At 64.5% G+C, this 12,067-nt stretch carries 15 protein-coding genes; 7 read left to right on the top strand and 8 right to left on the bottom strand.

From position 1 onward, the window contains the following. Positions 1-93 precede the first annotated feature (93 nt). On the top strand, positions 94-375 hold the full coding sequence (locus NZN28_RS12220) for a metal-sensitive transcriptional regulator (protein WP_295398579.1): 282 nt from the start codon (positions 94-96) through the stop codon (positions 373-375). Between the two features lie 33 nt (positions 376-408). Here the strand turns inward: NZN28_RS12220 and NZN28_RS12215 are convergent, their stop codons facing one another. Further along, the gene (locus NZN28_RS12215) at positions 409-705 is read right to left on the bottom strand and encodes a universal stress protein (RefSeq protein WP_295398577.1); all 297 of its coding nucleotides are present in this window, start codon (positions 703-705) and stop codon (positions 409-411) included. A gap of 216 nt (positions 706-921) precedes the next feature. Between NZN28_RS12215 and NZN28_RS12210 the strand changes: the two genes are divergently transcribed. The 3 genes from NZN28_RS12210 (at position 922) to NZN28_RS14665 (ending at position 2,673) form a co-directional block, all read left to right on the top strand. Further along, positions 922-1,989 carry a VanW family protein gene (locus tag NZN28_RS12210; protein ID WP_295398574.1) on the top strand — a complete coding sequence of 356 codons (1,068 nt, stop codon included), beginning with the start codon at positions 922-924 and terminating at the stop codon, positions 1,987-1,989. A gap of 9 nt (positions 1,990-1,998) precedes the next feature. After that, a complete protein-coding gene (locus tag NZN28_RS14670) occupies positions 1,999-2,265 on the top strand; it encodes a hypothetical protein (RefSeq protein ID WP_318778088.1) in 267 nt (88 codons plus the stop codon). An 87-nt stretch (positions 2,266-2,352) separates the two neighbouring features. Beyond that, positions 2,353-2,673, top strand: a complete 321-nt coding sequence (locus NZN28_RS14665; protein WP_318778087.1) for a ZIP family metal transporter — start codon at positions 2,353-2,355, stop codon at positions 2,671-2,673. 63 nt (positions 2,674-2,736) lie between these two features. On the opposite strand, the gene NZN28_RS12200 is transcribed toward NZN28_RS14665, so the two are convergent. From NZN28_RS12200 to NZN28_RS12185, 4 genes are all read right to left on the bottom strand, one after another. Then, positions 2,737-3,195 carry a CBS domain-containing protein gene (locus NZN28_RS12200; protein WP_295398572.1) on the bottom strand — a complete coding sequence of 153 codons (459 nt, stop codon included), beginning with the start codon at positions 3,193-3,195 and terminating at the stop codon, positions 2,737-2,739. Positions 3,196-3,206: 11 nt separating this feature from the next. Then, positions 3,207-3,656 (bottom strand): universal stress protein, encoded by a 450-nt coding sequence (locus tag NZN28_RS12195; RefSeq protein ID WP_295398570.1) that lies wholly within the window; start codon positions 3,654-3,656, stop codon positions 3,207-3,209. Between the two features lie 43 nt (positions 3,657-3,699). Continuing rightward, positions 3,700-4,677: a universal stress protein gene (locus NZN28_RS12190; RefSeq protein ID WP_295398568.1), complete on the bottom strand. Its 978-nt coding sequence runs from the start codon at positions 4,675-4,677 to the stop codon at positions 3,700-3,702. Between the two features lie 250 nt (positions 4,678-4,927). Next, positions 4,928-5,236 (bottom strand): hypothetical protein, encoded by a 309-nt coding sequence (locus tag NZN28_RS12185; RefSeq protein ID WP_295398566.1) that lies wholly within the window; start codon positions 5,234-5,236, stop codon positions 4,928-4,930. A gap of 335 nt (positions 5,237-5,571) precedes the next feature. Here NZN28_RS12185 and NZN28_RS12180 point away from each other — a divergent pair, with 335 nt between their 5' ends. Continuing rightward, entirely contained in the window at positions 5,572-6,378 is an 807-nt protein-coding gene (locus NZN28_RS12180; protein ID WP_295398564.1) for an NYN domain-containing protein, read from the top strand. A gap of 209 nt (positions 6,379-6,587) precedes the next feature. Here the strand turns inward: NZN28_RS12180 and NZN28_RS12175 are convergent, their stop codons facing one another. After that, positions 6,588-6,893, bottom strand: a complete 306-nt coding sequence (locus NZN28_RS12175; RefSeq protein ID WP_295398562.1) for a ferredoxin family protein — start codon at positions 6,891-6,893, stop codon at positions 6,588-6,590. Positions 6,894-7,100: 207 nt separating this feature from the next. Here NZN28_RS12175 and pdxH point away from each other — a divergent pair, with 207 nt between their 5' ends. Continuing rightward, the gene (gene pdxH / locus NZN28_RS12170; protein ID WP_295398560.1) at positions 7,101-7,733 is read left to right on the top strand and encodes a pyridoxamine 5'-phosphate oxidase; all 633 of its coding nucleotides are present in this window, start codon (positions 7,101-7,103) and stop codon (positions 7,731-7,733) included. 126 nt (positions 7,734-7,859) lie between these two features. Beyond that, the gene (locus tag NZN28_RS12165) at positions 7,860-8,666 is read left to right on the top strand and encodes a M48 family metallopeptidase (protein WP_295398558.1); all 807 of its coding nucleotides are present in this window, start codon (positions 7,860-7,862) and stop codon (positions 8,664-8,666) included. 146 nt (positions 8,667-8,812) lie between these two features. Here NZN28_RS12165 and NZN28_RS12160 read toward each other — a convergent pair whose 3' ends face one another. Next, positions 8,813-10,411: an FAD-dependent oxidoreductase gene (locus tag NZN28_RS12160; RefSeq protein ID WP_295398581.1), complete on the bottom strand. Its 1,599-nt coding sequence runs from the start codon at positions 10,409-10,411 to the stop codon at positions 8,813-8,815. 182 nt (positions 10,412-10,593) lie between these two features. Then, entirely contained in the window at positions 10,594-11,589 is a 996-nt protein-coding gene (locus NZN28_RS12155) for an ATP-binding cassette domain-containing protein (RefSeq protein WP_295398556.1), read from the bottom strand. Positions 11,590-12,067: the final 478 nt, after the last annotated feature.

The following is a 12,067-nucleotide window of genomic DNA, read 5'->3' as shown; positions in this document are numbered from 1 at the left end:
CTATTGGCAGGTCGCCCTACGCCTCAGGTACGAGCGCTCCGCACGAGGTTGGAAGATGAAGAGCCTTGGGGTAGGATACCCGGTAGGGATACTATGAGCACTGCCGCAGGTGGAAAACACAACCTCGAGGCCCGCACCCGCGTGCTGAACCGCCTCAAGCGGCTCGAGGGGCAGGTACGGGGCTTGCAAAAGATGGTCGAAGAAGACCGTGACTGCCGCGAGATTCTGACCCTGCTCTCGGGCATCAAAAGCGCGCTAGAAGCCACCGGCGACCTGATTTTCGAGACCTATCTGGAGGAGTGCCGGGCCGACCTGGCCAAGGGCCAGGGCGATACCAAAGCCATTGTGGAGGTTGTGCGCCTGCTGCGGCACTGACTCCTGCTTTTCAAACCAGCAAAGGTGCGTGCTTCAGGCTTCGGGGCAAGGCACCACCACCGGCGTCTGACTGCGGCGCATCACCCCTTCTGCCAACGAGCCCATCATCAGCTTGTCCAGCCCGGTGCGCCCATGGGAGCCCATCACCAGTAGGCCGTGCAGCAGGGCTTGTTTGAAAATGGCCTCAACGGGCCAGCCCTGCATCAGCTTGACCCGTGCGAACACCCCGCCTTGCTGAACCTGGGTTCGCACTTGCTCCTGCAGGGCCTCGGTCTGGGTTTGGGCGTCCTTTTCCACCAAGCTCAGGGCCTGAGACAACGGAATACCCACCCTTCTATGGTCTCGGCTCCGATGGGCTCGAGACCACCTCCACCTTGCCAGAGCGCCTGGTCCGGTACTCGAGTACAACCCCGGCCATAACCACCCCCTTCAGGGCTTACCCTAGCGGGCGGGCATTACCGGGTGATTACCGCCCGAACCGGGGTAATGCCCTGGTAATTCGGGGAAGCTAGCTTGAGGGCGTGGGGTTGACCTGAGGAGGGAATCATGCGTGCGCTGGTCGCTCTACTCAGCTTGCTCTCGCTGGCCTGGGCCGGGCCCGAGGCGGTCTGGGTGGTGCGGGAACAGGTGCTGGAAAAGGGCCGGGTGGTGGAGTACATCGGAACCCGGCGTTACCCCATCCCAGGCGAGGCCGCGCTCGAGCCCTTGATTCGCCAACTGAGCCGCCCCGCACGCCCGGCACGTTTTATCTTCGACCCCAAGAGGGGCTGGATTGCCGTCCAGAAGCTGGGGTACCGCCTGGACGTCGAGGCCGTTCGGCAAGCCTACCGGGCAGCGCTCGAGGCGGGCAAGCCCTCTTTTGTGCTGCCCGTGACGGTAGAGCAGCCCCAGCCCAGCGTGCAGAATCTGTGGCAGCGCGGCATTGTGGAGCTGGTGGGCGAGGGGCGTACCAACTTTGCGGGTTCGCTGCCCAGCCGGATTCACAACATTCGGCTGGCTTCCGCCCGGTTTGACGGCGTGCAAATACCCCCGGGCACGGTGTTTTCCTTCAACCGGGCCCTGGGGCCGGTCACGCCCGCCACCGGCTACCAGAAAGCCTGGGTAATTCGGGGCGACCGAACCGTATGGGATGTGGGGGGTGGGGTCTGCCAGGTCTGTACCACGCTCTTTAGGGCGGCTTATTTTAGCGGCCTGCCCATTGTGGAACGCCACCCCCACAGCTACCAGGTGGGCTACTACAAACCCACCGGCCTCGACGCCACCACCGCCCCGCCCAAGGATCTGCGCTTCAAAAACGATACCCCGGCCCACCTGCTCATCCAGACCTCCATCCAGGGCCAGAACCTGATCTTTCGCTTCTTCGGCACAAAAGACCGCGAGGTCAGCTGGCGGGGGCCGGTGATACTCTGGCGCACCCCTCCCCTGCCCACCCGCTACATCTACGACGCCACCCTGCCCGCCGGATACCGCCGGCAGATTGACTTTGCCGCCGAGGGGGCGCTGGTGCGGGTGTACCGAACCGTCCGGCTGCAAAGCGGGGTGGTGCAGCAGGATGTGCTCGAGAGCCGCTACAAGGCCTGGGGGGCGGTGTATCTGGTAGGCCCCCGGCGCTAGCGGCGTGGCATGTTGCCCTGGCTGGAAACCCTATTGCCCCTTCAACAAGCCCTGCTGGCTACCGGCTTTACCTGGGGCATCACGGCGCTGAGGGCGGCCACGGTCTTTGTCACCAGGGAGGTCGGCCCTCGTCTGCTGGATGCCCTGTTGGGTCTGGCCGGTGGGGTGTTGCTGGCGGCGAGTTACTGGACGCTGCTGGCCCCCGCCCTGGAAATAACCCAGGGCCAGTGGCTCCGGGTGGCCGCAGGTTCTTTGCTGGGCGGGGCTTTCGTATGAAGCGCCGACAAACTTTTGCCGCACCTGCACCTCAAGGCCCCCCCCGAGACCGCTGAAGGCCCCAAAACCCGTTGACACCGCAGCATTTTGTTGGTACTGGCCATCACCCTGCACAACATCCCCGAAGGGCTGGCGGTGGCCATGCCGCTGCGGCGGGAGGGGTTCTCTCCTTTCAAGAGTTTCTGGATGGGTCAGCTCTCGGCCACCGTGGAAATTCCGGCGGGGGTGTTGGGTGCGGCTTTTGTCCTGGTAGCCCAGCCCCTGCTCCCGTATGCCCTGAGCTTTGCGGCAGGCGCCATGATTTTTGTGGTGGAGGAAGTGGTACCGGAGATGTTGCAAAGCGGCAACGCCGACCTGGCCACCCTGGCGCTGAGGCTGGGTTTTGTGGTGATGATGGCCCTGGGATGAGGGGCAGGGTGGCCCCTGCGGTGGAAAGGGTTGCGGTGATCCGACCCGCGCAGTGGTTTCAGCTCACGACGCATGTTCCTGCTGCATCACCCTGAGCAGGTCGTAGCGGGAGATGATGCCCACCACCTTGCCCCGGCGCACCACCGGGATGCGGTTGATGTCGTGCTTGAGGATCAGGGCCAGCACCCGCCCCAGCGAAGCCTCGGGCGAGACCGTAACCACCGGGGCTTGCATGATGTCCTGGGCCCGCAGGTTGCGGGCGGCCTGGTAAACCCGCTCCACCTGGTCGGGGTAGAGCCAGTTGCTCAGCACATTGGCGCTCTCGAACAGGGAAAAAGGCACCATCCGCCCGGGGTGGCGGCAAAAATCGCCCTGGGTGATGATGCCCACCAGTCGGTCTTCCCTGTCCACCACCAGCACCGAGCCGATGCGGTGCTCGAGCATTTTCTGGGCCACCTCCACCAGCGGGGTCCTGGGCGAGACGCTGACGGGGGGTCTGGCCATGATCTCCTTGGCTTTCATCTCGTACCCCTTCAGGCGTGGGATGGCTCGCTCATCCGCACCACCAGCACCGGCTTGGGGCTGCGCTGCAAGACCTTCTGGGTCACCGAGCCCAGCAGGAGCCGATCCAGCCCGCTGCGCCCGTGGGTGCCCATCACCACCAGGTCGTATCCGGCGGCCTCCTCCACAATCACCTGGGCGGCGCTGCCCTGCTTGAGTTCGGTTTGAGCCGGAACCCCCAGGTACTCTGCAAACCCCCTGGCCCGTTCCAGGGCCTGCTTACCTGCGACCTCGAGGTCGCGGGAAAGCTCGGGGTAGTAGGGCACCGTCTCGGGCCCAATCAGGATGCGGGCCACCACCGGCTCCACCACGTACAGCAGGGTGACCTCGGCTCCCAGGCTTTGGGCAAGCTCGAGGCCCGCCTTAACCGCAGCCTCGCTGGGGGCACTGCCATCGGTGGGAATCAAAATGCGGCGATACATGGCTCCTCCTTGTTGGTTCATGGCGGGTCTGCCGCGGGGAAACCTAGCGCTCCCCGGGCGGGGGCAGGTGGGTCTCGTCGGGGTGGGTCAGGGCCGCCGGGTTGCGTACCAGCAGAATCGGCTGGCGGGCCTGCTGGGCCACATCCTCGGCTACACTGCCCAGCAAGAACTTGCGCAGCCCGGTGCGCCCATGGGTGCCCATCACGATCAGCTCGGCCTTCTCTTCCTCGGCCACCTCGCGGATGCGCTCGCCAATCAGGTGCCGTCCGGCCTCGCGCAGCACCGTGTGAACCGGTTGGCAATGCTTGCAGTTCCGCGCAGCTTCTTGCAGGATAAACTCGCCCTGCTCACGCAGGCGGGCCTGTTCCTGGGCCAGTTGGGCCTGGAGCTGCGCCGGGTCGGTAAACATCCAGGCCCGGCCCGCGCTCACATAGAGCTGGGTCAGGTCGGGCACCACATACACCAGCGAGAGCCGGGCCTTCAGGGCCCCGGCCAGCGCGTCCGCGTGTTGCAGGGCCAGCTCGCTGTACGAACTGCCGTCAATGGCCACCAGGATGCGCCTGAAGAGGGTGGGTTTGGTATCGTCCCCGCGGACCAACAAAAGCGGCACCGGCGCCAGGCGGGCCATCCGCTCGGCCACGCTGCCCAGCAAGACCCTGGGCAAGCCGGTGCGGCCATGCGTGCCCATCACCACCAGATCGCAGCCGTGGGCCACCCCGACGTCTACCAGGGCTTCAGCCACGCCGGGCCTGCTCTCCGGTTCGGTGCTGGTGAGCTGGGTGGTGCAGGCCACCTGGGCCCGGCTGGCCTTGCGCTCCCACTGTTCAAGCAAAGCCCGACCCACCGTGCGGGCCCGCTCGAGGGCTTCCTGCACATCGCGCAGCTCACGGTAGCGCTGCGGCTCAATCACATGCGCCAGCACGACCGAGGCCCCTAGCCGCCTGGCCAGGGCCAGCCCCACGGCCGCCGCATGCTCGCTGGGGGGTGAGCCATCTATGGGCAACAGAATGCGTCGGTACACACCCACCTCCTCTTGTTTCCAGCAAACACCTCAGCGACCTTTCCCTGGGGAAGAGGCCGCTGAGGTGGGAAGAAGGAAAGCCGTTGCCGACTCGCCTCCTTGCATCTTCAGGATAGCCCGGTTGAGCAAGCTCGCCCAGGGGTGTTTGTCCCCTGGCCTAAAACAAAGGCATCTGTAGCCATGCTGTGGAGAAGGGGGCCGATGACCACCGGCAAAGCCCTCCCGCCAGGCCCGGCTCAAAGGGCCGCGGCTAGGAGGCCACCCGACCACGACGACCTCCCGAAGGCCCAACCTCGGCAGGATGGGCAGGGGCGAAATCGGTTTCGGTAAGGGTCAGGCCATATCCCCTGGCCTCCTGCTCGAGCCAGAGGGCCAGCAGCTCATCGGAGCAGGGGTCGAGCTCAACCGCATGCACGCCGGGAACCAACCAGACCAGAGGGCCGCAGCCATAGACCAGGCTGACCAGTTCCCGCCGCAGGTGCTCAGCAAAGGGACTCCCCCCCTCGACCCGTGCATGGCTGTACACGGTGGTTCCGTCGCTGAATCTCCAGAAGAACATGGCCACCTCCTTTCCCGAATATCCGAGTGGGCTAAAGCCGTCGGGCTATCCAAGCCCCCGTCTGTTCTGACCCCCGAGCAAACCACTCGAGTTGCGGTATCCGGCACCTTCAGTATAGCCGCCGGGGAAGGGCAACACGTCCCTCGCCTTGAACACCCTGGAAGGGGAAGCTATGGGCCTGCGGCCAACACAGCCGTGGTGTGGAAGTCAAACCGGCCCGCATCGCAGGTCTTGCGGAGCGCAGCGACCGGCAACAGATAAGGATTACCAGGGCGTTACCACTTTGGCCCTGGCCTCTCCTCAGGCTCTATACTGAGCCCGGTACAGGCAAATCTATGGCAGGCCGATCCGAAATCAAAAACATGGCGCTGTTCTGCGACTTCGAAAACATCGCCCTGGGGGTGCAGGCGGCGCAGTACCCCCAGTTCAACATCCAGAAAATCCTCGAGCGGCTCCTGCTCAAGGGCAACATTGTGGTCCGCAAGGCCTACTGCGACTGGGAGCGTTACAAGGAGTTCAAGGCCGCCATGCACGAAGCCGGTTTTGAGCTCATCGAGATTCCCCATACCCGCCTCTCGGGCAAGAACTCTGCCGACATAAGGCTGGTGGTGGACGCCCTCGACCTCTGCTACACCAAGTCCCACGTGGACACCTTCGTGGTGATTAGCGGCGACTCCGACTTCTCGCCGCTGGTCTCCAAGCTGCGGGAAAACAACCGGCTGGTGATTGGGGTGGGCGTGAAAAAGTCCACCTCGGACTTGCTGACCGCCGCCTGCGACGAGTTCATCTTCTACGACGACCTGGTGCAAGAAGAGGTCGCCCAGAAGCGGGCCGCCAAAGCCGGTAAAAAAGCACAGCAGCCCCAGCCCCCCGGCCAGAAGCCCGAAGACAAGCAGCAGGAGGCCCTCGAGCTGGTGCTCGAGACCCTCCTGGCCCTGCAAGCCGAGCGCGGCGGGGAGGAACGCATCCTGAGTTCGCTGGTCAAGCAAACCCTCAAGCGCCGCAAGCCGGGCTTCAACGAAGCCTCCTATGGCTTCCGCTCATTCAGCGCGCTCCTGGAAGAAGCCGAACGCCGGGGGCTGGTGCGCCTGGAGCGCGACGAGCGCTCGGGGGGCTATATCGTGCATCCTCGAGGGGAATAAGCGCTTGCTCACAAAGCCACCGGGCGGGCCGATTGAGGCCTTGCGGTCATGATGGGCCGATGCACAACGAGGAATCGGGCGCTGTCCATCCTGGGGCTCACACGGCTTTGGAAGAGCCTGAAAGGCCCCCGTCGCGCATCCATAGCCGCCCTGGGGCCTTGCACCTGTAACCGGCCAGCCCAACCACCAGACCCCGGCGGGCTTATCGCTCAGGGACTGCGCTCGCCCTGAAGCCCCCACCTGGCCTGGAAGCTGGCCCGATCCAGGGCGAAGTAGTCGCGGTTTTTTTCGATATAGCCTTGCCACTGGGGCGGCACGTCCTGCTCGATGAAAATGGCCCCTACCGGACAGGCCGGTACGCACGCGCCGCAGTCTATGCACTCATCCGGGTGGATGAAGAGCATCACCTCGCCCTGGTCTTCCTCCAGTTTGGGGTGAATGCAGTCCACCGGACATACCGCGACACAGTCGCGGTGTTTGGCCCCCACACAGGGTTCGCAGATTACATGTGCCATGCCATCTCCTCTCCAACACGCACGCCCCAGCCTTACACAACAAGGCCCGGTGCGCCCCTTCCACGGCCCCAGGCTAAGCTCAGGAGATTACAAGGGCGTTACCGCCAACCCAGCGCTAGGCTCGAGGGGTGTACCCGTTTCGCCCGACCTGGCTGCCCTGTACCGGCCACCAAATTCCAATCACCCAAAACGGCACATAATAAAACCATGCTCCGCGACCTTCGCAGCGACTACACCTATGGCACCCTTAGCGAACAGGACGCCGACCCCAACCCCTTCCGGCAGTTCGAGCGCTGGCTTAGGGAGGCCCTCGAGACCCACCTCTACGAGCCTCACGGCATGACCCTCTCCACGGTGGGCGAGAATGGACGGCCCAGCAGCCGGGTGGTGTTGCTGCGGGGGCTGGACGAGCAGGGACTGGTCTTTTTCAGCAACTACCAAAGCCGCAAGGGGCGCGAGCTGGCCGCCAACCCCTGGGCCTGCCTCAACTTCTGGTGGCCTCCTCTGGAGCGCCAGGTGCGCATCGAGGGGCGGGTTGAAAAAGTGGAGCCGGCCATATCCGATGAATACTTTGCCAGCCGCCCTTACGAGAGCCAGGTGGGGTCGGCGGCCAGCCCCCAGAGTGAGGTGATTGCCAGCCGGGAGGTACTGGAGCAACGCATTGCCGAACTCAAGGCTCGCTACCCCGAGACCGTGCCCCGCCCGGCCCACTGGGGGGGGTATCGCCTCAGGCCGGATACCTTCGAGTTCTGGCAGGGCCGCCCCAGCCGCCTGCATGATCGGCTGGTCTACCGCCTCCAGCCGGATGGGGGGTGGCGCATCGAACGGCTGGCTCCCTGAGCCGAAACATTAAGGGTTACATTATGTACAAACAATAATCCTGGGCAAATAAATAGCCTTTTGATTAACTTTGCAAGACCTCATCTCACCATTTGATTTGCCCGTTCTGGATAGGATTAGGGCCGGATGTCAGGCTCAGAAAAAGCGACCCTGTACTACCAGAACCAAGCCATCCGCTATACCATCCGCCGCAGCACCCGCCGCCGGACGGTGGGCATCACCATTGATGTCCAGGGGGTGCGGGTGGCCGCACCCAAACGGATGCCCCTGGAACAGGTCGTGGCCCTGGTCAACACCAAAGCCCGCTGGATTGCCGAGAAATACGCCGATTTCAAACGCCGCTCGGGGCCGCGCAAGCGCTTTGTGAGCGGGGAGGAGTTCTTGTATCTGGGCCGCCGGGTGAGCCTTCAGATTCAGTCGGACCCTGGCGCGCGCCCGAAACGGGGCCGCACCCAACTTGGCCCTTCGGCTCAGCCCGAGCTCTTTGATTTCGACTTTTCAAGAACCCGGCCCAAAGCGGCGGTCGCCCTCAAAGGCAAGGTGTTGCATGTGCAGGCCAATGCCTCCTCCATGCAAAGCACCAAAGAGGTGCGGGAGATCCTCGAGCGCTGGTACAGGGCCCGGGCCGAGGAAGTGATCGTGCGCCGGGTGCAGCATTATGCCGATCAACTGGGCTGGCCCATGCCCAAGGTGCTGATCCGCAACCAAAAAAAGCGCTGGGGGAGCTGCAACGCCAAGGGCGAACTGCGTTTCAACTGGCGGCTGGTCATGCTGCCCCTGCCGGTGCTGGACTACGTGGTGGTGCACGAGATGGCCCACCTCAAGGTCCTCAACCACAGCCCTCGCTTCTGGGCCCTGGTCGAGCAGATCATGCCCAACTACAAAGCCCGTCATCAGGCCCTGCACGAGCTGGGCATGGGTTTGTACTGGTAACAGCTTTTCCAGGCGGTGAGTCGAAGCAAGGGATAAAGCGCAGGGGGCAGGCGGTATAGACCCACCGGATCTGGCCCAGCGCCCCCTGGCCTCTCTGCGGTGATGGGGCGGGCGGGCGCCAACCGGAGGGCGAGGGTCAAAAGCCTTTAGATGGCCTCGAGGATTTGCGCCCGGGCTTTTTCCTGCTCGTGCCTCACCCGCTCTGCATCCCAGCCCAGCTCCCGGCCCATTAGTTCAGCGACCCTGGGAACCGAAGCCAAGGCGGCCAGGGTGTCCAGGAAGGCCAACCGGGTGCGGCGGGCCAGCACGTCGAGGGGGGTTTGGGCCATCTCGCAGCGCGCCGCATAGACCACCTCGGCCTCGAGGAACGGCCACTCCACCGCCAGCCGGGCCGGGTAGCCTTCGGCTGCAATCTGGGCCACCAGCCCAGCACGGGCCCCGTAAGCCCGGTGAAGGTGGGCCGACACATCCGGGGGAAAGCCCTGCTGCTCGAGTTTTTTAGCCCCCTCCGGCTCAAAGCCCTGTCCCCCCAGCAGCGGAATCTGCTCGGTGCGGGAGGGGCCGGCGGGCAGCCCGAAGCGTCGGACGGCATAGTTCACCAGGTCCAGCGCCATCTTGCGGTAGGTGGTCCACTTGCCCCCGGTCAGGGTCAGCAGGCCCGAGGGGCTTTCCTGAATCAGGTGGTCGCGGGCCAGACGGGCGGTGTCGGCCTCGGGGCGCGAGACCAGCGGGCGCAGACCCGACCAGCTGGCCCTGACCGCCTCGCGGGGTATCTCCCCCAGGTAGGGCCTGACCTGCCGGAGCACGTAGCCAATCTCCTCTTCGGTGACCCTGGGGTGTTCCACTATGGGCGCGGGGTCGTCGGTGGTGCCCACCAGGGTTCCACCCAGCCAGGGCAGCACGAACACCACCCGCCCATCCTCGGTTTTGGGTATCAGCAGGCCCGTGTCGGGGGGGCTGTATTTTTTGTCGAGCACAATGTGGATGCCCGAGCTGGCCTTGAGCAGCGGGGGCACGTGGGGGTCGTCCAGGCGCCGAATCGCGTCGGAGAAGGGGCCGGTGGTGTTGACCACCACCCGCGCGGCCACCTCCAGCGCCCTGCCGCCCAGCTTATCTTGCACCACCACCCCCGACACCTGGCCGTTTTGCTTGCAAAGCCCCGTCACTTCGGCATAGTTGAGCACCACCGCCCCTTGCTGTAGCGCAGTGAGGGCCAGCTCCACATTGAAGCGGGCGTCGTCGAACTGCCCGTCCTGGTAGGCCACCGCGCCCCGAAGCCCCTGGGGGTTGACCGATGGGAAACGCTCCAGGGTGCCTCGGGCGCTGATGTACTGGGCCGGTTGCAGGCGGGCCTGGCCGGCCAGGAGGTCGTAGATCTTCAGGCCTGTGTAGTAGTAGGGCACCTCCCAGAGCCGGTACAGGGGGGTCAGGAGCCACAGCGGGCGGGCCAGATGGGGGGCGTTCTTGAGCATGATGGCCCGCTCGTGCAGGGCGTCGCGGACCAGGTTGAGCTGCACCCGGTCCAGGGTCTTGACGGCGATTTCCAGGTAGCGCACCCCCCCGTGAATCAGCTTGGTGCTGCGGCTCGAGGTGCCCTCGGCAAAATCGTAGCGCTCCACCAGGGCCGTCTTAAGCCCCCGGCTGGCCGCTTCCAGCGCCACCCCGGTTCCGCTGGCGCCACCGCCAATAACCAACACGTCGAACCTTTCCGAGGCCAGCCTGTCCAGTAAAGCGACGCGATCCATCACAGTACCCACAGCCTAACCCACCTCACAGAAGTGCACCAATAGGCCCGATCAGGCGGGCCGCCCCCGAATCCGGCTGGGGTTTCCAGAGCCTCCGGCCCAAAGGCGGTCTGGCTTCCGCTGCCGGGCTCGCCCAACCGCCCTGCGCCCCAGGCTTTTGGCCTGGTCCAGAGCACCCCGAGCTACCGCCCCTCGGCCATGAGCCGGGTATCCGCGAACACCCGCCCAATCACCTCTTCGATGGCCGGCTCCCGCACCTCCAGGTCGTCTATGGGCAGCTCGTGGAGCATCTGGGCCACCACCCCCACCAGCTGCTCCCGCCGCACCAGAAGCCGGGCCTCGAGGCCATCGAGTTCCCGCACCTCGCCGTACTGCCCCAGCCGGTCTTTGTCCACAGGTTGCCCCAGCTGAAGGTGCACCTCGCGGTAGGGGGCAAAGCGCCCCAGCAACCCTTCCAAAGCACCGTCGTAGATGAGCCTTCCGTGGTGAATCATCAAGACCCGCTCGCACAGGGCGGTGATATCGGCCATGTAGTGACTGGTGAGCAGAATGGTGGCCCGGTAGCGCCGGTTGTACTCGCGCAGGAAGTCCCGCACGGCGACCTGGGCGTTCACATCCAGCCCCAGGGTGGGTTCGTCCAGGAACAAGACCTGGGGCCGGTGCAAGAGCGCCGCCAGCAGCTCGGCTTTCATGCGCTCCCCCAGGCTCAGCTTGCGCACAGGCTGGTTGAGCTTGCCCTCGAGGGCCAGCATCTCGCTCAGCTCGCCCACCCGCTTCCTGAACTCGCCTTCGGGAATCTCGTACACCGCAGCGTTCACCCGAAAGCTGTCGGCCGCCGGCAAGTCCCAGATGAGCTGCTGCTTGTTGCCCATCACCAGGGTAATCTTGCGCAAAAAAGCGTGCTCGCGCTTGAAGGGCTGGTGGCCGGCCACCTCCACGCGCCCCGCGCTGGGGTAAATCAGACCCGAGAGAAGCTTGAGCGTGGTGGTTTTACCGGCCCCGTTGGGCCCCAAAAAGCCCACCACCTCACCTGGGGTTATTTCAAACGAAACCCCCTGCACAGCCTCGACCTGCCGGTATTGGCGCTGGAAAAAGTGCCGCAGGGTGCCCACAAATCCCGGCTCCTTGAGGGCAACCGGATAGAACTTGGAGAGGTCTTGGGCCCGAATTTGGCTCACCTGAAGCAGTATAGCGGGCAGACCGAACGACCGTTGATCCAAGATTCAAACCTCCTGGTAACTGCCCGGTAATGCCCCAAGGCTAGATTTGAAAATGGCAAAGGTCGGTTTTGGGGCGGCTCGAGTTTCTCCCTGCGGACTGGTGTATTCCGATACTTCCCAGGTTTTTGGAGGGTAAGAATGCCCGAGGAAATACCGCATGACCCTTCCCCCAGGTCGCTCGCCACCTTGGTCCACCGAGTCTTCAGCCTTCGGCTGATGGCTCCGGCCCCTTCAACTGGACGGTCGGAAAGTACAAAACAAGTTAGAGTCAAAAGGAGGTCGCATGAAACCCTTCAAAGACCGCAACCAGGCGGGTGAACTGCTGGCCGAGCGGTTGGTGGCGCTGGGGTACGACCAGGAGCCCCATTTGCTGGTATTTGGCTTGCCCAGGGGGGGTGTCCCGGTGGCCTATCCGGTGGCCCGCCGGCTGCGAGCC

Source organism: Meiothermus sp., from assembly GCF_025056915.1.
In the GTDB taxonomy this organism is placed as follows: Bacteria; Deinococcota; Deinococci; order Deinococcales; family Thermaceae; genus Meiothermus.
Note: the sequence above shows the minus strand (reverse complement) of the source record. Positions and strands in the feature narration are given on the sequence as shown.